Annotated in this window: 31 protein-coding genes; 13 read left to right on the top strand and 18 right to left on the bottom strand. The window is 64.5% G+C overall.

The window, feature by feature from the left end:
- Window positions 1–49: 49 nt before the first annotated feature.
- The 4 genes from J2R76_RS07020 (at window position 50) to J2R76_RS07005 (ending at window position 2,883) form a co-directional block, all read left to right on the top strand.
- Complete coding sequence (locus tag J2R76_RS07020; RefSeq protein WP_253623876.1) at window positions 50–1,297, top strand: DUF763 domain-containing protein; 1,248 nt, start codon at window positions 50–52, stop codon at window positions 1,295–1,297.
- A gap of 33 nt (window positions 1,298–1,330) precedes the next feature.
- Window positions 1,331–2,083 carry a DUF72 domain-containing protein gene (locus tag J2R76_RS07015; RefSeq protein ID WP_057018656.1) on the top strand — a complete coding sequence of 251 codons (753 nt, stop codon included), beginning with the start codon at window positions 1,331–1,333 and terminating at the stop codon, window positions 2,081–2,083.
- A 21-nt stretch (window positions 2,084–2,104) separates the two neighbouring features.
- A complete protein-coding gene (locus tag J2R76_RS07010; RefSeq protein WP_057018655.1) occupies window positions 2,105–2,323 on the top strand; it encodes a hypothetical protein in 219 nt (72 codons plus the stop codon).
- A 128-nt stretch (window positions 2,324–2,451) separates the two neighbouring features.
- Complete coding sequence (locus J2R76_RS07005; protein ID WP_057018654.1) at window positions 2,452–2,883, top strand: CBS domain-containing protein; 432 nt, start codon at window positions 2,452–2,454, stop codon at window positions 2,881–2,883.
- Between the two features lie 190 nt (window positions 2,884–3,073).
- Here J2R76_RS07005 and J2R76_RS07000 read toward each other — a convergent pair whose 3' ends face one another.
- The 13 genes from J2R76_RS07000 to J2R76_RS06940 form a co-directional block, all read right to left on the bottom strand.
- Entirely contained in the window at window positions 3,074–3,403 is a 330-nt protein-coding gene (locus J2R76_RS07000) for a four-helix bundle copper-binding protein (RefSeq protein ID WP_028331985.1), read from the bottom strand.
- Between the two features lie 9 nt (window positions 3,404–3,412).
- A complete protein-coding gene (locus J2R76_RS06995; protein ID WP_028331984.1) occupies window positions 3,413–3,637 on the bottom strand; it encodes a hypothetical protein in 225 nt (74 codons plus the stop codon).
- Between the two features lie 53 nt (window positions 3,638–3,690).
- On the bottom strand, window positions 3,691–4,776 hold the full coding sequence (locus J2R76_RS06990) for a YihY/virulence factor BrkB family protein (RefSeq protein ID WP_253623875.1): 1,086 nt from the start codon (window positions 4,774–4,776) through the stop codon (window positions 3,691–3,693).
- A 2-nt stretch (window positions 4,777–4,778) separates the two neighbouring features.
- The gene (locus J2R76_RS06985; protein ID WP_057018651.1) at window positions 4,779–5,291 is read right to left on the bottom strand and encodes a hypothetical protein; all 513 of its coding nucleotides are present in this window, start codon (window positions 5,289–5,291) and stop codon (window positions 4,779–4,781) included.
- 96 nt (window positions 5,292–5,387) lie between these two features.
- Window positions 5,388–5,831 carry a hypothetical protein gene (locus J2R76_RS06980; RefSeq protein ID WP_253623874.1) on the bottom strand — a complete coding sequence of 148 codons (444 nt, stop codon included), beginning with the start codon at window positions 5,829–5,831 and terminating at the stop codon, window positions 5,388–5,390.
- Between the two features lie 4 nt (window positions 5,832–5,835).
- Window positions 5,836–6,057 (bottom strand): hypothetical protein, encoded by a 222-nt coding sequence (locus J2R76_RS06975; protein ID WP_050385371.1) that lies wholly within the window; start codon window positions 6,055–6,057, stop codon window positions 5,836–5,838.
- A gap of 33 nt (window positions 6,058–6,090) precedes the next feature.
- Window positions 6,091–6,936, bottom strand: a complete 846-nt coding sequence (locus tag J2R76_RS06970; protein ID WP_253623873.1) for a hypothetical protein — start codon at window positions 6,934–6,936, stop codon at window positions 6,091–6,093.
- A gap of 245 nt (window positions 6,937–7,181) precedes the next feature.
- A complete protein-coding gene (locus J2R76_RS06965) occupies window positions 7,182–7,436 on the bottom strand; it encodes a hypothetical protein (protein WP_028331979.1) in 255 nt (84 codons plus the stop codon).
- A gap of 356 nt (window positions 7,437–7,792) precedes the next feature.
- Window positions 7,793–7,993 carry a hypothetical protein gene (locus tag J2R76_RS06960; RefSeq protein WP_028331978.1) on the bottom strand — a complete coding sequence of 67 codons (201 nt, stop codon included), beginning with the start codon at window positions 7,991–7,993 and terminating at the stop codon, window positions 7,793–7,795.
- Between the two features lie 303 nt (window positions 7,994–8,296).
- Window positions 8,297–9,043: a Crp/Fnr family transcriptional regulator gene (locus tag J2R76_RS06955; protein WP_253623872.1), complete on the bottom strand. Its 747-nt coding sequence runs from the start codon at window positions 9,041–9,043 to the stop codon at window positions 8,297–8,299.
- The gene (locus J2R76_RS06950) at window positions 9,044–12,214 is read right to left on the bottom strand and encodes a CheR family methyltransferase (protein ID WP_253623871.1); all 3,171 of its coding nucleotides are present in this window, start codon (window positions 12,212–12,214) and stop codon (window positions 9,044–9,046) included. It abuts the gene before it with no gap.
- 364 nt (window positions 12,215–12,578) lie between these two features.
- Complete coding sequence (locus J2R76_RS06945) at window positions 12,579–12,848, bottom strand: hypothetical protein (RefSeq protein ID WP_057018646.1); 270 nt, start codon at window positions 12,846–12,848, stop codon at window positions 12,579–12,581.
- Window positions 12,848–13,858 (bottom strand): chemotaxis protein CheB, encoded by a 1,011-nt coding sequence (locus J2R76_RS06940; protein WP_253623870.1) that lies wholly within the window; start codon window positions 13,856–13,858, stop codon window positions 12,848–12,850. The genes J2R76_RS06945 and J2R76_RS06940 overlap by 1 nt, the downstream gene beginning before the upstream one ends.
- Here J2R76_RS06940 and J2R76_RS06935 point away from each other — a divergent pair.
- Window positions 13,833–14,372, top strand: coding sequence for a response regulator (locus J2R76_RS06935; RefSeq protein WP_309143529.1), 540 nt, complete (start codon window positions 13,833–13,835; stop codon window positions 14,370–14,372). The genes J2R76_RS06940 and J2R76_RS06935 overlap by 26 nt on opposite strands.
- Before the next feature lie 87 nt (window positions 14,373–14,459).
- The gene (locus J2R76_RS06930; RefSeq protein WP_229192086.1) at window positions 14,460–14,639 is read left to right on the top strand and encodes a hypothetical protein; all 180 of its coding nucleotides are present in this window, start codon (window positions 14,460–14,462) and stop codon (window positions 14,637–14,639) included.
- 330 nt (window positions 14,640–14,969) lie between these two features.
- Here J2R76_RS06930 and J2R76_RS06925 read toward each other — a convergent pair whose 3' ends face one another.
- From J2R76_RS06925 to J2R76_RS06915, 3 genes are all read right to left on the bottom strand, one after another.
- Window positions 14,970–15,149 (bottom strand): hypothetical protein, encoded by a 180-nt coding sequence (locus J2R76_RS06925; RefSeq protein WP_057018644.1) that lies wholly within the window; start codon window positions 15,147–15,149, stop codon window positions 14,970–14,972.
- Between the two features lie 217 nt (window positions 15,150–15,366).
- On the bottom strand, window positions 15,367–15,564 hold the full coding sequence (locus J2R76_RS06920; RefSeq protein WP_057018643.1) for a hypothetical protein: 198 nt from the start codon (window positions 15,562–15,564) through the stop codon (window positions 15,367–15,369).
- Window positions 15,565–15,838: 274 nt separating this feature from the next.
- Window positions 15,839–16,186 carry a response regulator gene (locus tag J2R76_RS06915; protein WP_253623869.1) on the bottom strand — a complete coding sequence of 116 codons (348 nt, stop codon included), beginning with the start codon at window positions 16,184–16,186 and terminating at the stop codon, window positions 15,839–15,841.
- A 661-nt stretch (window positions 16,187–16,847) separates the two neighbouring features.
- Here J2R76_RS06915 and J2R76_RS06910 point away from each other — a divergent pair.
- From J2R76_RS06910 to J2R76_RS06900, 3 genes are read left to right on the top strand one after another with little or no spacing between them, the layout of a single operon-like run.
- On the top strand, window positions 16,848–19,259 hold the full coding sequence (locus J2R76_RS06910) for a phosphoketolase (protein ID WP_253623868.1): 2,412 nt from the start codon (window positions 16,848–16,850) through the stop codon (window positions 19,257–19,259).
- Window positions 19,260–19,262: 3 nt separating this feature from the next.
- Window positions 19,263–20,447 carry an acetate/propionate family kinase gene (locus J2R76_RS06905; RefSeq protein ID WP_253623867.1) on the top strand — a complete coding sequence of 395 codons (1,185 nt, stop codon included), beginning with the start codon at window positions 19,263–19,265 and terminating at the stop codon, window positions 20,445–20,447.
- 42 nt (window positions 20,448–20,489) lie between these two features.
- A complete protein-coding gene (locus J2R76_RS06900; protein WP_253623866.1) occupies window positions 20,490–21,062 on the top strand; it encodes a DUF6496 domain-containing protein in 573 nt (190 codons plus the stop codon).
- A 256-nt stretch (window positions 21,063–21,318) separates the two neighbouring features.
- On the opposite strand, the gene J2R76_RS06895 is transcribed toward J2R76_RS06900, so the two are convergent.
- Complete coding sequence (locus J2R76_RS06895; protein WP_057018639.1) at window positions 21,319–22,125, bottom strand: enoyl-CoA hydratase/isomerase family protein; 807 nt, start codon at window positions 22,123–22,125, stop codon at window positions 21,319–21,321.
- Between the two features lie 74 nt (window positions 22,126–22,199).
- On the opposite strand from J2R76_RS06895, the gene nthA reads away from it, so the two are divergent.
- Genes nthA through J2R76_RS06880 form a run of 3 tightly spaced genes read left to right on the top strand, consistent with a single transcriptional unit; the run spans window position 22,200 to window position 23,862 of the window.
- Window positions 22,200–22,829, top strand: coding sequence for a nitrile hydratase subunit alpha (gene nthA, locus J2R76_RS06890; protein ID WP_028344028.1), 630 nt, complete (start codon window positions 22,200–22,202; stop codon window positions 22,827–22,829).
- On the top strand, window positions 22,826–23,485 hold the full coding sequence (gene nthB / locus J2R76_RS06885) for a nitrile hydratase subunit beta (RefSeq protein WP_253623865.1): 660 nt from the start codon (window positions 22,826–22,828) through the stop codon (window positions 23,483–23,485). The genes nthA and nthB overlap by 4 nt, the downstream gene beginning before the upstream one ends.
- Window positions 23,485–23,862 carry a nitrile hydratase accessory protein gene (locus tag J2R76_RS06880; protein WP_057018637.1) on the top strand — a complete coding sequence of 126 codons (378 nt, stop codon included), beginning with the start codon at window positions 23,485–23,487 and terminating at the stop codon, window positions 23,860–23,862. The genes nthB and J2R76_RS06880 overlap by 1 nt, the downstream gene beginning before the upstream one ends.
- A gap of 449 nt (window positions 23,863–24,311) precedes the next feature.
- Here the strand turns inward: J2R76_RS06880 and queC are convergent, their stop codons facing one another.
- Window positions 24,312–25,031: a 7-cyano-7-deazaguanine synthase QueC gene (queC, locus tag J2R76_RS06875; RefSeq protein ID WP_028344025.1), complete on the bottom strand. Its 720-nt coding sequence runs from the start codon at window positions 25,029–25,031 to the stop codon at window positions 24,312–24,314.
- Window positions 25,032–25,159: 128 nt separating this feature from the next.
- On the opposite strand from queC, the gene mazG reads away from it, so the two are divergent.
- Window positions 25,160–26,005 carry a nucleoside triphosphate pyrophosphohydrolase gene (mazG, locus tag J2R76_RS06870; RefSeq protein WP_253623864.1) on the top strand — a complete coding sequence of 282 codons (846 nt, stop codon included), beginning with the start codon at window positions 25,160–25,162 and terminating at the stop codon, window positions 26,003–26,005.
- The last annotated feature ends 59 nt before the right edge of the window (window positions 26,006–26,064 follow it).

Genomic DNA, 26,064 nt, shown 5'->3' with positions numbered 1-26,064 from the left:
GCTCGCATTTGCTGGTAGATTGGACGCCGATTCAGCATCTGGGAGCCCGATGGCCCGACGCACCGGCAGCGCCGATCTTCCGCTCCATGGCGGCCGCGTGCCGCCATGGCTGGCGGCGCGCATGGCGACGCTGGGTGGCATCATCACCCAGGCCGTCGTCCACCATTACGGCCGCGATGCCTTTTTGCAGCGACTGTCGCATCCATTCTGGTTCCAGTCGTTCGGCGCCGTGATGGGCATGGACTGGCACTCGTCCGGCATCACCACCAGCGTCATCGGTGCGCTGAAGCGAGGTCTGGCGCCGCTGCAAGGCGAGCTCGGAATCCATGTCTGCGGCGGGCGCGGCAAGCATTCGCGCCGCACGCCCGATGAACTGTCCGCCCTCGGCGACCGCGTCGGATTCGACGGTGCCGCCCTGACCCGCGCGAGCCGGCTGGTGGCCAAGGTCGACAGCGCCGCGGTGCAGGACGGATTCGAGATCTACCTGCATGGCTTCTTCGTCACCGACGACGGCAAATGGACCGTCGTCCAGCAAGGCATGAACGGCGACAAGCGGCAGGCCCGCCGCTATCACTGGCACTCCGAGGGCCTGCGCAGCTTCGTCGACGAGCCGCACAGCGCGATCGACGGCCCGGCGCAGGGCGAGATCGTCAATCTCACCGATCACCGCGCCGAAAGCTCACGCCAGGCGCAGCTCGATCTGCTCGCTGCGCTTGGGCCGGACGGCATCACGCGCGAATATGCCGAGCTGACGCAGAGCGCGACCGCGCAACCGGATCTCCTGCACCTGATCATGCCCGCGCATCACGACGTGCGCTCGAGCGACGTGTTCGTGCGCCGCCTGCACGGCACCTTGGCCGCGGCTGCCGATCGCGGGCCGCTGGATTTTCCCGAGCTGCTGCTGACGCCCGGCGTCGGCGCCCGCACGGTGCAGTCGCTCGCGATGGTCGCCGAGGTCGTTCACGGGACGCCCTATCGCTTCCGCGACCCGGCGCGCTTCTCGCTCGCCCATGGCGGCAAGGACCGTCATCCCTTCCCGGTGCCGATCAAGGTCTATGACGAGACCATCCGCGTGCTGAAGTCGGCCGTGCAGCAGGCAAAGCTCGGCCGCGATGAGGAGATGCAGGCCCTGAAGCGGCTCGACGATCAGGCCCGCAGATTGGAACGAACCGCCGCCGGCCCCTCCTTCGAGGCGTTTGTCGCGAACGAGCGGGCCCGTTCTCCTGCGCTCGACGGCCGCTCGGTGTTCGGCTGGGAAGCCGACCTTGCCGAGCGCGACGGGATCACCAAGCCTTAAAGCGAAGGCTTGATCCACCGCTTGGACCATCGCATGGCGCGCGTATTGATTGGCACCTCCGGCTGGCACTATTCGTCCTGGCGCGGTCCGTTCTTTCCCAGGGGCTTGCCGCTCAAGCGGCAACTCGACTACTACGCGACGCAGTTTCCGACGACTGAGCTGAACGGCGTCTTCTACCGCACGCCGACCGAACAGGCGGTGACAGGCTGGCGCGATGCGACCGATGCGGATTTCGTCTTCGCCTGGAAGGCGTCGAAATTCATCACGCACTGGAAGCGCCTCTCTGCGAACTCGGTCAACAGTCTCCAATTGCTGGAAGAGCGTCTGTCGTTGCTGCGCAACAAGGCCGGCCCGGTCCTGTTTCAGCTGCCGCCGAACTTCACGATCGATGCCGATCGGCTAGCCTCGTTCCTGAAGCTGTTGAAGCGGCGGCGGCGCTATGCGTTCGAATTCCGCCACTCCAGCTGGTACGAGCCGCATATCCTGAAGCTGCTGGCGGATCGCAATATCGCGCTCTGCATCTCCGATCACCACGACGCGCCGGCGCCGTGGAAACGGACCGCGGATTTCGTCTACGTCCGCGGCCACGGCCCGGGCGGCCGATATCGCGGGCACTACAAGCCGGCCGAGCTTTCCGACTGGGCCAAACGCATCCGCGGCTGGAAGCGGCAGGGATGCGACATCTATGTCTATTTCGACAACGACCAGAAGAGCGCAGCGCCGGCGGATGCCAAACGGCTTTGCGCGCTGCTCGGCGCCACCGTTCCTCGGCGGCGTTCGCAATAGGAACGAACGGTTCCAGCCTGCATGGCTGCCAAAGAGACGAGCCGACGCGATGCCATCCGATCGTTGAAAGCCATTGCGCTGAACTACACGCTGAAGCGGGGCAAGGATCCCTCCCCGACCCACTACAAGGACCTCAAAAAGCCCTACGACAAGACTGTGCAGACCACCGCCATGCTTGCGGCCAACGCGGCACATCTTGCACGCCTGCTGAAGTCGGCGACCTATCCCGGCGTAGCCTAGGCACAGGCCGGGACATGCCGCTTCATCCGACCTGGACCAACATTGCCATCCGCCTCGCCTTGTTAGGAACGCCGTTCCGGGCGGCATCGTTAGGCCGTTGACGCAACCAGCCAAATGGAGAGGCTATCATGAAGGTTTGCGACGCGATGACACCTGACGTCCAGCTGTGCACCCCCGACGATACGCTCCGCGATGCTGCAGAAGCGATGGCAGCGCTTGGCGTTGGCCTGCTGCCGGTTACCGATAGCGAGCGCCTGGTCGGCATGATCACGGACCGCGACATCGCGCTTCGCGGCATCGGAATGGGTCGCGGCCCCGACTCGCGGGTCGGCGACGTCATGACGGCCGAGGTGAAGTATTGTTTCGAGGATCAGGAGCTCGACGACATCGCGCAGAACATGGGTGCGATCCAGGTTCGGCGCCTGCCGGTGCTGAGCCGGGACAAGCGCCTGGTCGGAATCATCGCCCTCGGGGATATCGCCCTGATCCAGGCCAGCGATGGTACGGGCATGGCGCTCAGCCAGATCTCACGCCCGACCACCCAACACGCGCAACTCTAGACTTACATGGCTCCGCTTCGCGGCTGGCTCGCAAAGGCCCGGTTCGCGAAGCGGAGCGTCAGGTGTGCCAATGGCCGACTATGTACCTTGGATCGTGATTGCCGCCGGGGTCATCGCCCTGATCGTCACCGCGCTGCTCTGGCGCGCCCACTACGTCAGCTCCGACTGACCGAACGGGGAACTCGCGCCGTCAGGCCGCCATCTTGCGGCAGGATTCCGCGCAGGCACGGCACATCGCCACGCATTCGTCCATGCCGCCGACGCGCTCGCAATCCTCAGCGCATTCACCACAGATCTCCGCGCATTCCCGGCAGGTGTGCTTGTGGTGCGGGGTGTTGATCAGCATGAAATGGGCCGCCGTCCGGCACATTTCCGCACAAGCCATCATCAATCGGAAATGCGCCGGCTCGACATGCTTGCCGCCGGTGACGAGACAATGGTTCATGGCCGTGCCCAGGCAGGTCCTGTAGCAGGACAGACAGGTCTCGACGCACCGGTTCATTTCCTCAGAGAATGCCATGTCGATACCTCACGCCTGCGCCAGCAGCTGGCGCAGGTAGCAGAGTCCATCAAGGGTCAGCTTCGACTCGCGGACTTCGCCCTGCGCGATCTCGGCTTCGAGGAAGGTCTCGAGTTCGGGAAGCGCGCGGTCGAACCTGTCCGCGATGCCCATCAGCTCGCAGGTTTGCTTGATCCGCTCGATCGGTTTTTCCAGCACGTTGATCTCAACCATTTTGGCATAAGCGCGGGTCATGCCGTTGGTTCCTATGCTCATTGCCGGGTGCGCTGCTGCGGGGTCTGCGCCGGCTAAGACGCCCTGCCGACCGTGTCGGCCATGGTTGCGCCACGCGCTCCGAGCGGCTTGCGGCGGCCCTCGGTCGAATCGAGCTTGGTCTGATGCTCGATCTCTGAATTCAGCTCTGCCCCGCACAGCACGATGATGGCGGACATCCACATCCACGTCATCAGACCGATGGCCGCCCCCAGCGAGCCATAGGTCGCGTTGTAATCGCCGAAGTTCGCCAGATACCAGGAGAGCAGCACCGAACCGGCCAGCCACAGCACGGCCGCTGCGACGGCGCCGACGCTGAGCCACTGCCAGCGCGGCCTGGTTCGGCTCGGACCATAGCGGTACAGCACCGCGAGCGCGGTGAGGAGCAGGAGCACCAGGATCGGCCACCGTCCGAACCGGATGACGAGCTCGGCCGTCGTGCCCAGTCCGACCTGCTGTAGCAGAAGCGGGACGACGACCACCGCTCCGACCATCAGCATGATGGAAATCAGCCCGGCGATCGTGAACGAGAGGGACATCAGATTCAGTTTGACGAAGCTGCGCTTTTCCTTCTCGTCATAGACGACGTTGAGCGCATCGAAGATCGCCTTCATGCCGGCATTGGCGCTCCAGATCGCGATCAGCAGGCCGGCGGCAAAGGTCAGGCCGAGCGTCGAGGTCCCCTTCGCGAGCACGCGCGCGATCTGGTCCTGGACGATCGCAAACGAGCCTTCCGGCAGCATCAGCGCCAGACTCTGCAGGTTCGATGAGATCGTGGACGGATCGGCGAACAGGCCGTAGCTCGAGACCAGCGCGGTGATCGCCGGGAAGATCGCGAGCAGGCCATAGAACACGACGCCGGCCGCGGTTGCCAGCAGACGGTCCTCTTCGATCTGCTGATAGGTGCGCAGCAGAATGTCCTTCCAGCCGGCAGTCGGAATCTCGAGCGGCGTGTCGGCGAGCCGTCCACGATCTTGCGTTTCGGCCAGCGCGGGTTCGACGCCCTGCTCCCGAGCGGACGGCTGCTCCGATCGGGACAGCTGGCGAGCGATCGCCAACGTCGCCAGTGCCGTTGCACCGGCGAGCATCAGGTCGTTCGGCCAATTGCGCAGCGTAGCCATCGCTAGTCCTGGATCGCGTCGCGCTGACGCCGGGCGCGCGATGCAGCAAACCAGCCGACAAGCATGATTGCAGCCCCGGCGGCCAGTGCGCGGGTGGTGGGATCTACGCTCGCCCCTGCTCCCGACCGCGTGGTGGCGATCAGCCGCGCGGCGACGGGCACTGCGATCACCCGCTTGAGCATGTCGGCCTGTCGGCCCGGGCGCGGCACGGCCGGCACAGGACGCGCGAGCAGCACGCGGCCCATGATCAGCCCCAGGATCCCGAGGAGGACAAAGGCGCCCCCGATCGCGGCATATGCGATCCAGATGCCGTAATGCACTTCAAGGGCGTGGAAAGCCGCGCCAACCCCGATCCCAATCCCGATCAGAAGCGAGACCGCACCCGCCAGCATGAAGCTGCATGCAAACGCGTAGCCGGTCACGAGGCGCGTCATCCATTGTCGCAAGTCCGCAAGGTAGGAGCGGAAGATCAGGCTCAGCGAAGATGACGTGTTGACGCGCATGACGAGGTCCATTGCAAGTCGGCATCCGACAACCCGGCGGGAAGATCGACGTTCCTCCCCCGGCAACGCGCAACAGTTCGCGCCATGCGGGACAGCGCGGACCGAGCGCTAACTGACCGAAGGAAGATTTGTGCGTGGTGGCATGGAGCTCGGGAATGGCTTCGCGACCAAGAGCGTCCCGCGCTCGTCGGTTTCGAGCGCGATCTTCTGGGCCAGCATCACGTCGCCCGCCGCCAGCGCGCCGACGGGCCGGAAGCACCAGCCCAGCACGATGCGGTCACCGCCGTCCATCTCATAGACGTTGGTCGAGGTGCCGTAGCAAATCCGGTATCGCTTGCCGGACTCCGAGCCGATGACGTCGAAGCGCTTGTACTTTTCGAACTGCGCCCGCTGCTCGGGTGACAGCCACGCGGACAGCAGCGCAAGTCCGCGCGCCTCAATTCGCTCATAGGCCTGCCAGCGATCCCAGATCGCGGCCAGCGTCGCACCCAGCGTGCTGGCGGCGCGCCGGAGCACGGACCGCAGGGACATCTCGCGCAGACGGGCGAGCATGGCGTCAGCCGCCGACCAGCCTCGGATAGAACAGGGTTTCCTCGGCGGTCGGATCGAGCGCGCGGACCAACTTCGCCTCTCCGGTCGCTTGCCGGATTGCGGCGGTGTAGCCATCCGACGTGAGCTGGGTGAAGCGAGCATTCGCCCAGGCCAGCTGCTCACTGTTGTCGGGGTCGAACTGCTGCCGCGTGTCGCCGGAGTGATCCATCACCAAGATCGTTGCCATCATCGTCTCCCTTGAAGGACATTCACAACTGCATCAGACAATCGGCACGGCCGTCGTCGGCCTACCGCCCATCCACTCCGGCGCGGCGCCGTCGCGGTGACGGCCGCCCGCGCCGGCCGCGGCCCACGCGGCGACCGCACCGAACAGCAGCGCCGCTGCAACCGAGAACGCCAAAATCACCGCGCTGCGCCGCGACCGCTGGATGGCGGTCCTGGCATCGCCCATCACGCTGTCGACGCGCTTCTCCGCCTCCGCAGCAGGCAGACCGGTCGCGGCCGCCACCTGCTGGATCAGATAGCTGCGATCGTCGGAGCTGACGCCACTGCGGCTGGAGCTCGTCAGCAGGATGCGACCGGCCTCTGCCCGCTCATAGCCGATATCGAGATTGGCCGGACGCCGCACTGACCGGTACAGGCGGTCGAGCTCGGCGCTCAGCAGCGGCTCCGCGGCCGTCGCAGATGGCCGGTTCTGAACCACCGGACGCGCGGTTGACAGGCCAACCAGCGCGACGATCGTAGCACCGAGGATGACGGCGAGCGCCCAGGCGGTCAGGCCGTGAAGCCCGTCGCGGCTGTCGATCTCGTCGGATGGCGTCGCGCCGATCACGCGCTGGGCCCGGCCGGCGATGTAGCCGCCGACGCCGAAGCTCACCAATGCCTGCAGGATCAGATACAGCCCCGACAGCAACGCGAGCGCGGCTGATGCGTCGCGCCATGACGGCGAGCTTGAACTGACACCCAACCCGACCGCCGCGCCGAAGCCGATCAGGATCACCGACAGCGCCGCCGCAGCCAGCGCGCCGGCGATGACCGGACTCCATTGCAGCCGAAGCCCGGTCCTGTTGGCGGCGGACACGGCAAGCCCTCGCTCGTTATCCATGACGCGCCTACCGCAGCCCGAAGAACGACAATATCGCCAAAATGACCACGATCAGTCCGACCAGATAAATCAACTGGTTCATGAAAACCTCCTTCGTCCTTCCCGTCCTGACAATCTGGTGGAGAAGCCAAGGTTCCTACGCGGACGAACCGGCGCGATGCGGCAGGCCAATAAAAAGGGCCCCGCCGATGCGAGGCCCTCATTGGTCGTCGCGATCTGCTGATCGCGACGTGCGAGCAACACCGTTAGTCGTCGTCCCAGTCATGACCACGGATCACGAAGCCGCGGTCGCGGTAGTAGTCGCGATGATGGTTGTACCAGCCGTGGTGCCAGCCCCGGTCATGCCGGTATACGTCGACGCGCGGACCACCATAATATCGATCGCCGTAGTAGCCGTGGTCGCGGCCGACATAGATGCCCACACCCTGCGCGCTCGCAACGGTCGGTGCCGCTATCGAGAGTGCCGCAACCGCGGCAAGAGCGTAAGTAAGCTTCGTCATGGCATCCTCCTTTCTAGTACGCCGTGATAACGACTGGCGTCCGCGCATGTTGCAGGAACAGGATCGGAACTTTCCTGAACGTTCCTTCACCATCATGGCGGCTGGACGTGACCGGAGGACGAGATCGAGGAGCCCTCGACGCTCTACTCGATCGCTGTGGCTCCACTCCCTGTTCGACACAAGTGACCCCAGCTCAGGGATGGAGAGCTGGGGTCGTAGCGGGGTTCTCCTGGTTGCGCTGACGGCCGGTCGGCGCGTCAGCTCGCGAGAGCATGCGCGTCGAAGTCAGTTCCGGCACTAACGTCTGCAAATGTGCGACGCACAATCGTGCCGCTGCGATTGCCCGATCAGACCGCCTAGCGCCACATGCTCGGGGCGGTGCGCAACGCGGCCTGGCCTGCGATGCGCAGCTCATCGATTGACGAGCGTCCCTCGCGAATGGCCTGCAGCAATCCAGAGGCGACGTTGGTCCGCTTTGTCGTATCCGAACGCGGCACGCCTCCGCAGACCTCGTCGAGCACCGCGCGAAGCACTGCGGCCGTCTCTCCATCGAGCATGATTGCCTCCCTGCCCTCGTGGATCGAACTGCATCGTAGCGCGACACCGCGCGAGAGGAGTTCAAGTATGTTAACAGCCGTATCCAAATCTTGCGCGGCCGACCGTCGCGCTGTCTTCGTCGCGACAAATCACTGTCATGTTCAGATCGTCAGTGCGCTCTGCAAAATGACGCGCCTCCGCGTCAGTCCCGCTGCGACATTTCAAGGATCGCATCAGCGAACGCCTGCGGCGCCTCGCGCGCCCGCCGCACCGGCATCCGTCGCGATTTCAGGGAGAGCAGCATAGAGCCGCCTTGCCGCGTCTCAGCCGCGCCGCTTGGTGTGCAGATAGTCGGCCGAAAACAGCGCCGTGTCCTTGAGCAGCTTCAGGTCGTTGATCGTCAGCATGCGGTCGCGCAGCACGATCAGGCCGGAGCCGCGCAGCTCCTGCAGCGTCCTGTTGACGTGGACCACCGACAGGCCGGTGGCATCTGCGAGATCCATCTGCGTGACCGGGAACAGGCAGGAATCGCCGTCGATCATTCCAACCGGCAGCAGGCGCTCATAGAGTTCGCACAACAGATGCGCGACCCGCTCCAGCGCCACGCGCCGCCCGATATTGACCGTCCATTCCCGCTGGATCGCGCTGTTCACCATGGTTTCGCACCACAGCGCTTCCTCCAGCGAACGGTCGCCCGCCAGCAACTGCTCGAACGCCGGGCGCTTGATGTCGGCGTAGGTGACCGGGGTCAATGCGCCGATCGAATGATCCATCACCGACAGCAGATAAACGCAGGCATCGCAGCTGTCGCCCGGCAGGATGAAATTGACGATCTGGCGGCGGCCGTCCGGCAGCGTCTTGTAGCGGCAGAGCCAGCCCGACAGGATGATCCTGACGCTCTCGACCGGATCGCCCTCGGTGGCGAGGTCTTCGCCCGGGCGGGCGCGGTGCAGCCCTTCCTGGATCGCCTGTTGCAGCAACGCGATCCCGCGTTCGGACAATTGCCGCAGGGCATTGAGCCGCCGGATCACCGGCAGCGCCAGATTTCCCTCGAGGATCGGGGGATGCATCTAGCTCCCCATGCTCGGCGTATGGATGGCTTGCGGGTTCATCGGTATGGCGATCGTGCAGTGCAGTCCCGACGGATTGAACTCGAGCGTGCTCTTGCCCTTGAACTCGAACGCCAGCGTCCGCTCCAGGAGATCGGATCCAAATCCCCTGCGGCGCGGCGGCGCCACCGCGGGCCCGTTGCGCTCGCGCCAGTCGAACAGCAGTTGCCGCGGATCGGCCGCATCATCGATGCGCCATGAGACGTCGATGCGCCCGGCCGTATCGCTCAGCGCGCCATACTTCAAGGCATTGGTTGCGAGCTCGTGGAGTGCCAGCGCGAAGGTCTCCGCGGCCTTGGGCTGGAGCCGGATCCTGGGACCTGCGACCTTCAGTTGCTCGCCTTCCTTCGCGTTGTACGCAAGCAATTCCTCGACCACGAGATATTCGAGGTCGACGCCGCCTTCCGGATCGCGGGTCACGAGCGACTGAGTCCGCGCGAAGGCGTTGAGCCGGCCGTCGAGATGCGATGCGTAGTCCTCGACGTTCGCGCTGGTCTCGGCCGAGCGGCGCGCGATCGAACGGACCACGCCGAGCGTGTTGCGCACGCGATGCTGCAGCTCGGCAAGCAGCAGCCGCTGCCGCTCCTCGGCCCGCGTGATCGCGGTGACGTCGATGAAGGTGATCACGACGCCGGCGATGAAATTGTCGATGCTGCGGTACGGCAGGATGCGCACGATATAGCGCGTGCCGCTGTCGGGCGCGGTCAGCTCGCGCTCGGCGCTGGCCAGCGTCCGCAGCACGCGCCGCACATCGTCGTAGAGCTCCTCGATCGGGATACGCGCCTTGATATGCGCGATCGGGCGGCCGACATCGGTCTCGACCAGATGCAGCAAATGCGTGATCGCCGGCGTAAAGTTCATCACCTTCAGATCGTTGTCCAGGAACACGGTCGCGATCTGCGTGCTCTCGAGGAAATTCTTCAGGTCGCTGGTAGCGCGGGTCAATTCCTGCACGCGGTGCGCCAGCTCGCCGTTGACGGTGGTCAGCTCCTCATTGACCGACTGCAATTCCTCGCGCGAGGTCTCCAGTTCCTCGTTGGCGGATTGCAGTTCCTCATTGAGCGATTGATACTCCTCGTTGGAGGATTTCAGTTCCTCATTGGTGCTTTCGAGCTCCTCGATCGTGGCCTGCAACCGCTCGCGGGTGGCGCGCAGCTCGCTCTCCAGCCGCTCGACATGCTCGGTCCTGACCAGAACGTTGGGATTGGTTTCGGCGCGATCCACAGGGCGGATCGGCCCATCCTTGAACAGCACGACGAAATTGCGGTGACCCGCAGGGCCGTCGAGAATTGGTTCGGCCGTGATGTCGACCAGCACGCGATGCCCGTTGACGCCGAGTTGCACCTGCTCGGCATGCGCGGCCTCGTTGGTTTCCGCGGCACGGCTGAGTGTCGTGCGCAGCTCCAGCCTGAGATCGCGATGCACGAGCTGCAGCAGATCGAGCGTCGCCGTGCCCGCGGTGGGCTCGATATAGCGGCCGGTGCGGCCGGAGAAATGCAGGATGTGAAAGTGGTCGTCGGTGATCACATAGGCCGGCGCATAGCGCTCGGCGATGCGCTGGGCGCGGCGCTCGAGGCCGACATCGGGGCCGATGGAGCGGACCGGTGGTATGTCGATCGCGGCTCGCCCGGCCGCCGTCGTGATCGGGAATTCCGGCGGCAGCCGCGTCCCGGTCTCGAGCTTCTTGAAGATGCGTGCGCGCCGGTCGACCGGCGCGAACAGCTTCGGATGCCGCGTGACGTTCTCGGAATTGCCGAGAAACAGGTACCGGTCCGGCAGGAGCGCAAAATGGAACAGCGGGATGACGCGGTTCTGCAGCTCGGCATTGAGATAGATCAGGAGGTTGCGGCACGAGATCAGATCGAGCTTGGAGAACGGCGCGTCCTTGATGACGTTGTGCTGCGAGAAAATGCACATCTCGCGCAGCTCCTTGACGACGCAGTAGGTGTCGCCTTCGCGCACGAACCAGCGCGCCAGCCGTTCCGGCGTCATATCGTTCTCGATGCTGGTGCGATAGCGCCCGACGCGCGCGGCGGCGAGCGCGCGCCCGTCGATGTCAGTCGCGAAGATCTGCACCTGCGGCACCGAGTCGAGACCGGCCATATGCTCGCGCAGCAGGATACCGATCGAATAGGCCTCTTCGCCGGTCGCGCAGCCAAGCACCCAGACACGCACCTGCTGGCCGGCACCCTTCCCTTCGAATATCTTCGGGATGATCTGGGTTTCCAGGACATCGAACTCCTTCTTGTCGCGGAAGAATTCCGTGACGCCGATCAGAAGGTCGTTGAACAGATGTTGCGCCTCGTCCTTGTCGTTTCTCAAGAAATCGACATAGGCGGAGATATCGTCGATCTGCACCACCTGCATGCGGCGCTGGACGCGGCGCAGGAAGGTGTTCTGCTTGTAGCCGTGGAAATCGTTGCCGGTCTTGTTGCGAAGGATATCCGCAATGCGCGCAAGCGAGGTTGCCGCCGCGGCCAGCACCTCGTCGAACCCCTGCTTCTCCTCGAGCCGGCGCAGGTGGCGGGCATAGACGTCGATATGCTCGGGAATGGCCTCGGGCGGCAGCACAAAATCCGCGATCGCGACGGCCGAATTGCCTTCGGCGTGCGGATCGGGTTCGCCATCCCCGATGCGCTCGGCGATCGCCAGGCCGCCATGATCCTTCAGGGTCGCGACCCCGAGCGTGCCGTCGCCACCGGTGCCGGCCAGCACCACGCCGATCGATTCCTCGGCGCGCTCCTCCGCCAGCGACACCAGGAAACTGTCGATGGTGGCCCGCTCGGCGCGCGCCTGCTCGGCGCGCCGGACCGCGAAACGGTCGCCATGAACGGTGGTGATCATGTCGGACGGACACAGATGGATCGTGCCACCCTCGACGAGCTGTCCGTCGCTGATCTCGGACAGCCGGGCGCCTTCCGATCGCTGCAACGCTTCGCGCAACCGGGTGTCCTCGATGGCATCCCGGTACTGCAACACGAGCACGACGGCCTGGTCCGGATTGAGCCTCAGCTTCGAGAAGAACCGCTCGATGCTGTCGAGGGTGCCGGCGGACGCGCCCACACCTATGATCAGCGGCGCCTTGGACTGGCGCTCTTCGTCTCCGCTCTGGGATTGGCCAACATCATCCATGATTGCAGCGGCTCTCATTCTCCTGCTGGCGTCTCGCCCGCGTCTTTTGATAGCAGAGTTTAGTCCTATCCCAACGGGATAGGTAGGAATTCTCCAACCTCCCGGGAACCTCGACTCCGGGATCGATTGCCCTCCAAAACCGGAAGGGTCATAGTTAGGTGATGGAAGGCGACCCGACGATAGATGGATCCGGAGAGCTCACAGCCCTGATCAGGCGTGCGGAACGGGCGACTGCAGAAGCCCATCGCCTCATCGACGAGAACGACCTCTGGCGCCAGCGCGTCCTGCAGCAGTTTGACCACATGTTCGAATTTGGAGCGGAGTTCAGGGCGCAGAGGCGCATCCCCGATCCTCCTCCCGGGCGCTAGTGCGATGTCACCCGCTCCTCGAGATATGCGACCCGCTGCACGATCAGGGTTCGATGCCGCTCCCACTCGATCAAGGTCTGCTTGAGCAAGCCGACCAGCCGCTCGGCTTGCACAGTGTCGTGACCGGCCCGTTGCAGCCAATCCAGCAGATCCTGCTGGCCGCGCAGCCGCCTCCAGCCCTCCTCGATATCGACGTCCGCCTTGACCAGCAGCGCACGTTCGGACCGCAGCTGTTCGGCCCAGTTCGCATGCTCAGCGCTGGCCATCACGGTTCCTTCCGCACCGGTCGCTTCGGATCGAGCGATTGTAGCATGACTCGCCGGATCATATCGGCGTATTCGCGATATTCAGCGGCGCGCGCGTCATACATTTGCGCGACCGCCGGGCGACCGCTCTGGCGGCCGTCCTCGGCCATCCGGTGCACCAGTTCGGCGCGCTCCTCGATGATGCGGAGTGCGACCCGAAGCGCCTCGTCAACCCGGCCCTCCTGCTCCTTGGCAAGCGCGTCGGCCGTATAGGCGTGACCGACCTGACAGCGGAATCGCAGCGGGTGCCCGACCTTGAGCTCGGAAAGGACGCCGCCGCACCCCGGACAGGTGAGCGGCGCGGGATCGGCAATCTCGACCAGCGTATCGCTGCCGACGCGCTCGCCCGCCGCAATTTTCACCTCCAGCACGATCTCCGGCGGAATCGGCAGGATCGCGCCGGGCCGCTCCCGGACCAGATCGGACAGCACATCGCCAAGCCGTGCACCCGGGATACAGAGGTCAACCGTGGTCGCTTCCAATGCCCTGAGCGGCATTTCATCGGAAATAGCGTCCTGGGGCTCCTGAACCAGCGCGACCCCGCCGCAGCGCTTGATCGCGTTCAGGCCCGCCGCGCCGTCGGACAGCAGGCCGCTGAGCACAACGCCGATCACCCGCGGTCCATAGTGCAGTGCGGCCGAGCGAAACAGCGCGTCGATCGCCGGCCGGACCAGATTTTCGCGTGGCCCGCGGCCGAGCATCAGGTGGCCGTTCTGGATCAGCAGATGGTGGTCCGGCGCCGCCAGATAGACGTGACCATTTTCGATGACCATGCCGCTTTCCGCCTGCCGGACCGGCAGCTTGCCAGCTGCGCTCGCGACCGTGGAGAGAATGCCGATGCCGTGAGACGGTATGTGCAATACGATGAAGACCGCGGCCGGCAGATCCACCGGCAGGCGCCCCAGAATCTGCTTCAACGGTGCAGTCGCCCCAGCCGAACCGCCGATGACGATGATGTCCCGATTGGACATGGAACCTGCCTTTTCCAATATTGTTTACAACAAGGCGAGCATTCGGCTTATGTTCCAATTTTGCGACGACATCACACCGGGTACGGCCCGAATCGACATGTCTGAATTTGCACCTTTGCGCGAACGCCCTCTCCTGACCGGACGGCGCGTCCTGATTGTCGAAGACGAATATTTCCTTGCCGACGACATGCGCAGCGCGCTGCGTGCGCTCGGTGCCGATATCGCCGGGCCGGCCGGTGACATCGACGATGCGCTTCGTATCCTTCAAGACGGCGGCGTGATCGATGGAGCGGTGCTCGATGTAAACATCCGCAAGCAGATGATCTATCCGGTCGCGCGCGAGCTGCAGGCGCGCGGCGTGCCGATGGTGTTCACCTCGGGATACGACAAGATCGTGCTGAGCAGCGAATTCGCGGACGTTCCATTGTGGGAGAAGCCGTTCGATCATCGCGCCATGGCGCACGGGCTCGCCGGCATGATCCTGCGTGGCAATGATGCTGCCGGACACGAATAATCCGCTCGAGCATTTGCAAATGTTAGTGCGGAGGTCTGCAGAGGGCCTCACGATACCCCGGTCACGATATCGGACGGGGGGTGCGTAATGACCGAGATCGAAAGACGTATCGAGCTGCTGGAGCAGACGGCCGCAGAGAGCGCGCTGATCGCCGACCTCTCGACCGTCACGGAAACCCGCATCCGTAACGCCCAATTGGCAAACGAGTTGCGCCTCGTCGTCGCGCAGCTCAGGACCTTGAGGCCGGGTGACGCTCATATTGTCTGATTGTCTCGGTCCGCGATCTCCGGTGAACCGGCGGCGTGATGCATCCTCCCATCGTTTTCAGGAAGGACAACGACACTGCACGATTCAACGGATCGGATCGCGGAATGCCGGCAACTGGCCGACGAGGCCGACCGTCTGGCCTCGACGTCCGGCGTCGAAAGGACGCGCAAGGATTACGAGTTGCTGGCCAGGTCCTGGCGACGATTGGCGCTGAGCTACGAATTCTCCATGCATCTCGAACGCTTCATCAAGGCCCGCTAGTCGACGCCCGCTAGTCGACCCACCGGCCGGTCGGGATATTGCAGGTGCCCGCCCGCACCAGCGAAAGCCTTACGTATCGTTGTCGCGGTGGGCTTTGATCTCCATGCGCGTGCTCGCGGAATTACGCACCGATTGCCGCAACTCGGCGAGCTGATCGTCTCGCTGATCCGCGAGCGATCGCTTCTGTGCGCGCAAAGTGAGACTTTCTTCGATGGCAAGCTGAGCGCGGGCGAACAGGGGATCGATCATCGACGAAACATGTCATCCGATCGCTGCCGCCGCCCTGTCATGTGATAAGTCCGAAGCGGGTTTGCTCCGAGGCAGTGCGACAAACGTATCTCATGAGACATCGAAGATTGTTCGACCGCGGTCGTCGCCGGCGTCGATGCGCCGCTTCATGGCCTGCTCCCTGGTGGGGGTAACACGGTAATCACCCCATGGTTCCGCCTCCGCAAGGTGCGAAAGCTCAACACAGGTCAGGATTCAGGATTCCATATTGGCTTTCCGCCTGCGGGAAGGGTTCCTGCGTCTTGCGGCCCAGAAACGTGCTGGCGCGGCTTTCGGCGAGGAGCTTGCGCGCGTGCTCGACGACCCGGATCATCCGCTCGGTATCGTCGAGATCACGGTAATTGGAAAGACGATAGATTTGCCGCTCGATGGGCATGACGTACTCCCTGTTATGCAGGCGGGAGCACAATCGGTCTCTCAGCCACCGACGCCTACGGGCAGAGCCTTGGCCGGTGATGAGGAGACAACAAACCTCGACCGGGAAAGTTGCCAACAAAGTGCTGTGCCGGAAGCCCGAGGCGCCGGAGATGGCCATTCGGCCAAGCGACAGGCGCCGACGGGCAACTCAGCAAAACAGTTCCGACGGCGTCCTGCCGGATCGGACGCGGCCAGCCCGCGGCGCGTGCACCGATCTGCGTTGAGCTCGCCGGCTATTCGGCGACGCTCATCTGCTTGCACAAGATCCCGAGAGCCTCCGCACACCCGCGCGGCTTGGTTACCACGGGGAGGTGCCCATACTTCTCGGGCAGCGTGCTGGGGTCGTAGCCGGTATACAGGGTGACCGGTGTTCCCATCGCAAGCAGGGTATCGATCAACTTGTAGGACGAGGTTCCATTGACGTTGATGTCGATCAGCGCGCCGGACGCTCCGGACGCGTGCGGGCGGGCTTCGTCGATCGAAGCGAACGGGCCGACGACGTGATAGCCGGCCTGTCGTGCCAGCGTGGCACAGTCATCGGCAATGAAATACTCGTCCTCCACGATCAAGATCGTACGCATAGCAGTACCTCTGCCAGTTGATCTTCGCGGATGATCGAGGCGTTAACGTTCTCCCGCCGGTTGGGTTTCCCAGGCGCGTCGTTCCGCCCACCGTTAGGACAGCGGTCATGGCCCATTTCAAAGAGCGGGAATTCAAGGCGGAGGGTGGTCCCGATTTTCCAGGCGCGCGCCGTCAGCTACCGGCCACCAGCAACCCGAGGTATAGCCAGAGTACAATTGTCACAGTGATCGTTGCGGCGAAAAAGTAGCGGTCGATGAGATTCATCAACTGCACCTTCGGCTGACTATGGCGGATATCGAATCGCGGTCGAAACATCAGTCGCTGCCGCTTGTCATCTCTCTGCCTGGTTCCGGCATTTACATATGAGAGACCGGTGATCCCGCCCGGAGATGGCTCGTTTGCCGATGCCGAAGAACAAACCAGTCGCCGTCACCGCTAGGGTGTGCGGGTGCGCGGCTCCAAGGCGGCAAACGAAGGAACGAGGGTCGGCGCCTGCGGTTGGAGCCGGCGAACGCAATGCATCAGCCAAGAACCGCAGCCAAGAACCGCCGCCGCTATCGCTGCCCGACGTCCCGCCCGGCCCCGCCATCAGTCGAGCACGATCATCACCGGCGGATCAACCTGTAGCTGTTGTGATAGTTTTGGGGAGGAGTTGGCTCCATGAAAGCAACCATCGAACAAAGAACGACCGCCGGCAATCTCGACCTGCTCGACCGCTACTGGCGCGCCGCCAATTACCTTTCGGTCGGCCAGATCTATCTTCTCGACAATCCGCTGCTCGGCGAGCCGTTGCGCAAGGAACACATCAAGCCCCGCCTGCTCGGGCATTGGGGCACCACGCCGGGCTTGAACTTCGTCTATGCCCATCTCAACCGGGTCATTCGCGCGCTCGATCTCAACGTCATCTACATTTGCGGTCCGGGACACGGCGGTCCGGGCATGGTGGCGAACACATATCTCGAAGGCACCTATAGCGAGATCTATCCCGATGTCGGCCGAGACACGGACGGTCTGCGCAAACTGTTCCGGCAGTTTTCCTTCCCCGGCGGTATCCCAAGCCACGCAGCACCGGAAACGCCCGGCTCCATTCATGAGGGTGGCGAGCTCGGCTATTCGCTGGTCCACGCCTATGGCGCGGCGTTCGACAATCCGGATCTGATCGTGGCCTGCGTCGTCGGCGATGGCGAGGCGGAAACCGGTCCGCTGGCTGCATCGTGGCACTCGAACAAGTTCCTGAATCCCGCGCGCGACGGCGCGGTGCTGCCGATCCTGCATCTCAACGGCTACAAGATCGCCAATCCGACGGTGCTCGGGCGGATGGGCGACGATGAAATCCGCAGCCTGTTTCGCGGCTACGGACATGAGCCGCTTTTCGTCGAGGGCGACGATCCGATGCCGATGCATCGCGCCATGGCCGCTGCCCTCGATGAGGCGCTTGCAGCCATTCACAAGATCCAGACCGAGGCGCGCGGCGGCAAACGATCGGAGCGGCCGCGCTGGCCGATGATCGTGCTGCGCAGTCCGAAGGGCTGGACCGGTCCGAAGGAGGTCGACGGGCTGAAAGTCGAGGGCTTTTGGCGCGCGCACCAGGTGCCGATCGCGCAAGTCCGCGACAACCCCGCGCATCTCAGGCTGCTTGAAGACTGGATGCGCAGCTATCATCCAGAGCAACTGTTCGACAAGGATGGTGCGCTGATCCCGGAGCTCCAGGCCCTCGCCCCGACCGCGAACCGCCGGATGGGCGCCAATCCGCACGCCAATGGCGGCCTTCTGAAACGCGAGCTCCGGCTGCCGGATTACCGCGCATTTGCCGTCGACGTGAAGCATCCGGGTCAGACGGTCGCCGCAGCGACCCACGAGCTCGGAAAATACCTGCGCGATGTCCTCAAGCTGAATGCCGATACCGGCAATTTCCGCATCATGGGGCCTGACGAAACCGCCTCGAACCGGCTGGATGCCGTATTCGAAGCCACAGACCGGGTCTGGATGGAGCCGACCGAGCCGTATGATGTCCATCTCGCTCAAGACGGCCGTGTCATGGAAGTCCTCAGCGAGCATCTCTGCCAGGGCTGGCTGGAGGGCTATCTATTGACCGGACGCCATGGCTTCTTCTCCTGCTATGAAGCGTTCATCCACATCGTGGATTCAATGTTCAACCAGCATGCCAAATGGCTGAAGGTCTCGCGCCAATTAGCGTGGCGGCGTCCGATCGCCTCGCTCAATTACCTGCTGACGTCGCATGTCTGGCGCCAGGATCACAACGGTTTCAGCCACCAGGATCCCGGCTTTGTCGATCTGGTCACCAACAAGAAGGCCGACATCGTCCGTGTCTATTTCCCGCCCGACGCCAACACGCTGCTATGGGTCGCCGATCACTGCCTGCGGACCTACGGTCGGATCAATGTCATTGTCGCCGGCAAACAACCGTCCGCGCAATGGCTTTCGATGCAGGACGCCGCCACCCATTGCGACGCTGGCATTGGCATCTGGACGTGGGCCGGAACCGGGGATGCCACAAGCGAGCCCGATGTCGTGATGGCTTGCGCGGGTGACGTTCCGACGCTGGAGACGCTTGCCGCCGTTGATCTGCTGCACAAGGCCCTCCCCGACCTCAAGATCCGCGTGGTCAACGTCGTCGACCTGATGACGCTGCAGCCGATGCAACAGCACCCTCATGGCCTCAGCGATCGCGACTTCGACAGCCTGTTCACGCGCGATCGCCCCGTCATCTTTGCCTACCACGGCTACCCGTATCTCATCCACCGGCTCACCTATGGCCGGGCCAATCACGACAACATGCACGTGCGCGGCTTTGTCGAGGAAGGCACGACGACCACACCTTTCGATATGGTCGTTCTCAATGGGCTCGACCGCTATCATCTCGCGATCGAGGTGATCGAGCGCGTGCCGGGGCTCGCCACCAAGGCCGCACAGATCAAGCAAGGATACCGGGATGCCCTGATCGCGCATGCGCGATATGTGCGCGAGCATGGCGAGGACATGCCGGAGGTTCGAGACTGGGTCTGGCCGAACGGCACCGGCGGCGCCACCCCTGCCAAATCCGGCGGTTGAGCCATGCCGACCTCCAATGCGGTTCTGGTCGTCAACTCCGGCTCGTCGAGCATCAAGTTCGGCGTTTTCGATGCTTCGCATGCCGATCCCAAGCTGCTCTGCAAGGCGCAGATCGATGAGCACGAGGGCGCCTCGCGATTGGTCTTCACCGATCCGGCCGGCCGCGCGTCGTTCGCGTTGGAGCAAGCCGAACCAGATGCGCCGCCCGATCGGCTGCTCGCCGACGTCCTGGCACGGATCGAACATCATCTCAGCCAGCGGCTGCGTGCCGTCGGGCATCGCGTCGTACATGGCGGCCGCGAATTTTCGCGACCGGTCGAAGTCAATCGGACGGTGCTTGCCGTCCTCGACGCCCTCACCCCGCTGGCGCCGCTGCATCAGCCTCGGTGCCTGACGCCAATCCGGGCAATCAGCGCGATCCGACCGGAACTGATGCAGGTCGCATGCTTCGACACGTCGTTCCATCATGACCTCGCGCCGCCCGTCAATCGGTTTGCGATCCCGAGACATCTCGAACGCGCCGGCATTCGGCGCTACGGCTTTCATGGGCTCTCCTTTGAATATGTCGCAGGCCGCCTTGCCGACATCTCGCCGGAGTTTTCCGCAAAGCGCACCGTGGTGGCGCATCTCGGCAATGGCGCGAGCCTGTGCGCCATGCGCAACGGCCGGAGCATCGACACCACGATGGGTCTGACGCCGCTCGACGGCCTGGTCATGGGGACCCGTTGCGGCACGATCGATCCGGGCGTTCTGCTTTACCTCCAGCAGCAGAACGGCATGTCGGTCGACGACCTTGAGCAGTTGCTTTATCACCAATCGGGGCTGCTCGGCGTTTCGGGCATCTCCTCCGACATGCGTGTCCTGCTCGCAAGCCAGGAGCCCGCCGCGAAGGAAGCGGTTGATCTCTTCACGTTCCGCATCGCGCAACAGGTCGCCGCGATGGCTGGCACGCTGGGCGGACTGGAATGCCTGGTGTTCACCGGCGGTATCGGCGAGCACGCGGGCGAGGTTCGCAGCCAGGTCTGCGAACGCCTGCGATGGCTGGGTGTCCAGCTCGATCCATCCGCCAACGCCGCGGCAGAGCTGCACATTGCTGGCGAGAACAGTTCGGTGGACGTGCTCGTCATGGCGACAAACGAGGAAGCAATGATCGCTCGCCACTGCGCAGCCTTGATCCCGGGAACCTAGGATCGACGAGAGGCGCTCCTGCGGCCGTGGCTAAATCGATGCTTGAAGGACCGTTTGCTTGAGCCGGACGTTGATGTCCCGGAAACCGAAATCGGCAACGGGAGAACGATGATGCCGGAACGAAAGACGATGCAAAAGGCCAGACAGGACCGGCGCGCGGGAAGGTCGACGACCACCCAGGCGGGCGAGTTCGTGCACGAGGAAATTCGCAAGGTTCGCCGCGGCAAGCACGGCGCGCGATCTTCCAAACAGGCCATTGCAATCGGCCTGTCGAAGGCGAGGCGCGCGGGCGTTCCGCTCCGTCCACCCAAGAAAGGCGCGGCCAAGGCGACCACCCGCAAGAGCGCGGAGTACGCCTATGAGGCGGGCCAGGGCAAACGAAAGACCAGACGCAGGCCGCGCGTCTCGCGAGCGGTGTCCAACGTCCTGAAACGGGAATCGCGCAGCGCGGCGTCGCACACGGCGCTGTCGAAACAAACGCGGCGCGCGGCCTCGCGGCGTTCTGCATCGGCCCGCTCGGCCGCGGCGCGCAAGGCGGCAAAAACCAAGGGATCGGCCGTTCGTTCGGCCGCAGCAAAGAAAGCAGCCCGCACCAGAGCGCGGCGGCGAAAGTAAGCCCGGCGGTCCGAGAGGACGACGATCGCGATTCACATAGGCAAATGCGGATACCGGTGATGGGCGCATGGTACGCGCTGCCTGCTCGGTCTCGACAACGGTGCAGGCGGATGACCCCAGCGTCGGCCCCAGGGCCCGCAAAGGTGCTGGGGTCGTCTCCGCACCGCAAAGGCCCTGACGCATCGGCCCGGCGTCAGGGCCTTCGCCATTCCGAAGCCTGGATCCGAAGCTTGGAAAGGCTCTTGAACGACACGCGTCAGCGCCCCTTGAAGTGCGGCTTCCGCCGTCCGAGGAAGGCCGCAACGCCTTCCTTGTGATCCTCGGTCAGGCTCGCGAGCGCGAACTGGTCGAGGTCCATGTGGCTCGCGAGATCGTCGAGCGCATGTGCGAGCCGGTTGACCGTCAGCTTGGTCATCGCGACCGAGATCGGCGGCTGGGCGGCGACCTTGGCCGCGAGCGCCATCGCTACGTCATATGACTTTCCAGGATCGGTCACCTGCTCCACCAGGCCCCATTCATAGGCCTCCTCGGCCGAGATCCGGTCGTCGGCCAGGATCACAGCCTGCTTGGTGCGCGCCGGTCCCATCAGATGCAGCATGCGCGGCACGCTCTGCCAGCTCATGTTCATGCCGAGCGCTATTTCCGGCACCCGCATATGCGCGTCGCGCGCCATGACGCGGAAATCCAGCGCGACCGCGAGTGCCACGCCGCCGCCGACGCAAAAGCCCTCGATCGCGCCGATCGTGACCTGCTCCATGTCCTGCCAGGCGCGCGTCAGCCGCGGCCCGAGCTTCAGGTGCCGGCGCAGCGTGCCCATGTCCATGGTCTGGCGCGAACGCCCTTCGGCATCCTTGAGGTCGAAGCCGGCGCTGAACGATTTGGCGCCGCCGGTCAGCACCACCACCGAGGTCTCGCCATCGTCCTCGAAACTGCGCGCCGCGTCAGTCAGCTGCCGCAGCGCCTCCGGCGACAGCGCGTTGATACCGTCGCCGCGATCGAACCGCACCACGGCGATGCGGCCGTCCGGCCCGAGGCCCTTCTCGATCGTCACATAGTCAACCACGCATACCTCCCCGCTCGCATTCTTGTGTACTGCCTGCCTCGACATAGCACGACGGTTTCGCCTATTCTGTGGGCATGAGCGAACATGATCATCACCACCACGATCACGACCATTCCGAACTGTCGGAGACCGAACTGCGCGTCCGTGCGCTGGAATCGATCCTGACCGAGAAGGGCTATGTCGAGGCTGCCGCGCTCGACGCCATCGTGCAGGCCTATGAGACCAAGATCGGCCCGCATAACGGCGCCCGGGTCGTCGCCAAGGCCTGGACCGATCCCGCCTTCAAGAAGGCGCTGCTCGAGGACGCCAGCAAGGCGGTCGGCACCCTCGGCCATGTCAGCCGGGTCGGCGACCATCTGGTCGCGATCGAGAATACACCCGGCCGCCACAACATGGTCGTCTGCACATTGTGCTCCTGTTATCCTTGGGAAATGCTCGGGCTGCCGCCGGTCTGGTACAAGGCCTCGCCGTATCGCTCGCGCGCGGTCAAGGATCCGCGCGGCGTGCTCGCCGATTTCGGCGTCAGCCTGCCGAAGGAGACGGAAATCCGGGTCTGGGATTCGACCGCGGAGACGCGCTTCCTGGTGCTGCCGATGCGGCCCGAAGGCACCGAGGGCTGGAGCGAAGACCAGCTCGCCGAGCTGGTGACGCGCGATTCCATGATCGGCACCGGCTTTCCCAAGAAACCGGGGGCGCCGTCATGAACGGCGTCCACGACATGGGCGGCATGGACGGGTTCGGCAAGGTCGAGCCCGAGCCGAACGAGCCGATGTTCCATGAGGAATGGGAATCCCGGGTGCTCGCCATGGTCCGCGCGATGGGCGCAGCCGGCGCCTTCAACATCGACGCCTCGCGCTTCTATCGCGAGACCCTGCCCCCGCAGGTCTATCTGTCGAGCTCCTACTACAGGAAATGGCTGCTCGGGCTGGAAGCCCTGCTGCTCGACAAGGGCTATATCTCCAAGGACGACGTCGCCGCCGGGCATTCCGTCGCGCCGGCGAAAGCGCTCAAGCACGGCAAGTTCTCGGTGGTCGACATCGAGCGCATCATGGTACGCGGCAAGTTCGGCCGCGCCGCGCCGGGGCCTGCGAAATTCAAGGCCGGCGATCGGGTGCGGGCGAAGAACATCCATCCCGCCACGCACACACGGTTGCCGCGCTACGTGCGCGGTCACGTCGGGGTGGTCGAGCGCGATCATGGCTGTCACGTATTTCCCGATACGGTGGCCAACGACGCCGGCGAGCATCCGCAATGGCTGTACACCGTCGTGTTCGACGGACGCGAGCTGTGGGGACCGGACTCCGATCCGACCATCAAGGTCTCGATCGACGCGTTCGAGCCGTATCTGGAGGCCGTGTGATGGATGCAGGTGCCGCCGCGCGCGCCACCGGCGCAGTGTCCAGCATTCCCCGCGACCAGGACGGCCCGGTGTTCCGTGCACCGTGGGAGGCGCAGGCGTTCGCCATGGCCTTGACGCTGCATGACCGCGGCGTGTTCACCTGGCCCGAATGGGCTGCGGCGCTTGCCGACCAGATCAAGCGCGCGCAGGCCGCCGGCGATCCCGACACCGGCGAGACCTATTACCAGCACTGGCTCGCGACGCTCGAACATCTCGTCGCCGCCAAGGGCGTCACGACGCATGAGACACTGCACCGCTACCGCGACGCCTGGGACCACGCCGCCGACCGCACCCCGCACGGCCAGCCGATCGTGCTGACGGCCGCGGATTTCGAGTAGCCTCGAATGCCATGATTACCTACATGCGCATGCGCGGGTGATGTCATCGCGTGGTGGGTCGCCTTGAATCGCGAACTCATCCTCATCGTCGTCCCGGCGAAGGCCGGGACCCATAACCCCAAATGCAAATTGTTACGCGATGCTGGAACGACGAGTCCAACCCACAACGCCTGCCGCGGCGTATGGGTCCCGGCCTTCGCCGGGACGACGACGGGGAGAGAACCGCGCGCACGGATTCCAGAGACGGGAGTGCTGGAGCCGAGAAGCCGCAGCATACCGGATCGCCCGGTCGAGCCGGGCCTGGGACGATTTCTGGATAATAGAAGAATACCGCTGAGTTGCCCGACGTGTCAAGTTGCCGTGTCGAACGCCGGCAGCCGCCGACTCCTTTGCATGGGGTTGTTTTCGATATTTTGGCCGTGCGCCCCTGCGGGGCCATCAGTCCACGGTTACGGGCCACCCTGCGCGACGTACTCCCGCCAGCCCTTGGCCCGCAGGCTGCAGGCCGGGCATTCGCCGCAGCCATAGCCCCAATCGTGCTGCGCGCCGCGTTCGCCGAGATAGCAGGTGTGCGAGTGCTCGCGGATCAGGTCGACCAGCCCTGCTCCGCCGAGCTCGTGCGCGAGCCGCCAGGTCGCGGCCTTGTCGAGCCACATCAGCGGCGTGTGCAGCTCGAAATCCCTGGCCATGCCGAGATTGAGCGCGGACTGCAATGCCTTGATGGTCTCGTCGCGGCAATCCGGGTAGCCGGAATAGTCGGTCTCGCACATGCCGCCGATGATGTGGCGGATCCCCCGCCGATAGGCCAGCGCCCCAGCGAAGGTGAGGAACACGAGGTTGCGGCCGGGCACGAAGGTGTTCGGCAAGCCGTCCGCGCCCATTTCGATCGCGACGTCGCGGGTCAGCGCGGTGTCGGAAATCTCGGACAGCGTCGGGATATCAAGCGTGTGGCTGTCGCCGAGTTTCGCAGACCATTCCGGCCGGACCCGTTTGATCCCGGCCAGCAGCTGGTCCCGGCAATCGAGCTCGATCGCGTGGCGCTGGCCGTAGGTGAAGCCGAGCATCTCGACGCGGGCAAAGCGCGACAAGGCCCAGGCAAGGCACGTGGTGGAATCCTGGCCGCCGGAAAACAGCACCAGCGCGGTGTCGGAAGCATTCTGATCGGTCATGGAACGCGATTTAGCACCTGACGGCGCCGTGGCCAATCCGTGGACAGCGTCGCGATTCCGGCGTGTTTTGCTGGGATCGGGAGGGGTGTATTGGCATAAAGCCAATACCTCTTTGATGCCGGTGCCCCATGACCCCATCCCGCGACATTTCCCGCCTGATCGAGATCATGGCTGCGCTGCGCACGCCGGTGACCGGCTGCCCCTGGGACCTCGTGCAGAATTTCGAGACCATCGCGCCCTACACGATCGAGGAGGCCTATGAGGTTGCGGATGCGATCACGCGCGGCGATCTCGACGATTTGCGCGAGGAGCTCGGCGACCTGCTGTTGCAGGTGGTCTACCACGCCAGGATGGCCGAGGAGCAGAACGCGTTCGCGTTCGGCGATGTGGTCGAGGCGATCACCAGGAAGATGATCCGCCGTCATCCGCACGTCTTCGCCGACAAGGACGGCAATATCCAGCCGGCCGGCGTCAAGAGCGCCTGGGAACGGATCAAGGCCGAGGAGAAGGCCGAGCGCGCCGCGCGGCGGCCGCCCGAAGAGACTGCGCACAAATCGCTGCTGGCGAGCGTGAAGGCGGGCCTGCCTGCCCTGACGCGCGCGATGGAGCTGCAGCGCAAGGCGTCCACCGTCGGCTTCGACTGGAACGACCCGCGCGCGGTGCTCGCCAAGATCCGCGAGGAGGCCGACGAGATCGAGGCCGCGCTCGACCGCAACGACAGGGCGGAGATCGCGGAGGAAACCGGCGACCTGATGTTCGCGCTGGTCAACCTCGCCCGCCACGTCGACGCCGATCCGGAAGCGGCGCTGCGTGCGACCAACGCCAAGTTCGAGCGGCGCTTTGCCTATATCGAGAAGGCGCTGGCGGCGCAGGGGCGTTCGCTGGAGGGGGCATCGCTTGAGGAGATGGACGCGTTGTGGAATGAAGCCAAAACCGCCGTCGTCCCGGCGAACGCCGGGACCCATACCGCGTGATCTAACGGATAGTCGACGGTATCAATCCCACGCATCGCCAGAGATTCAGCGAGGCGAGC

Origin of the sequence: Bradyrhizobium sp. USDA 4532, from assembly GCF_024171315.1 — a bacterium.
Classification (GTDB): domain Bacteria; phylum Pseudomonadota; class Alphaproteobacteria; order Rhizobiales; family Xanthobacteraceae; genus Bradyrhizobium; species Bradyrhizobium australafricanum.
This window is presented reverse-complemented; position numbering and strand designations above follow the sequence as displayed.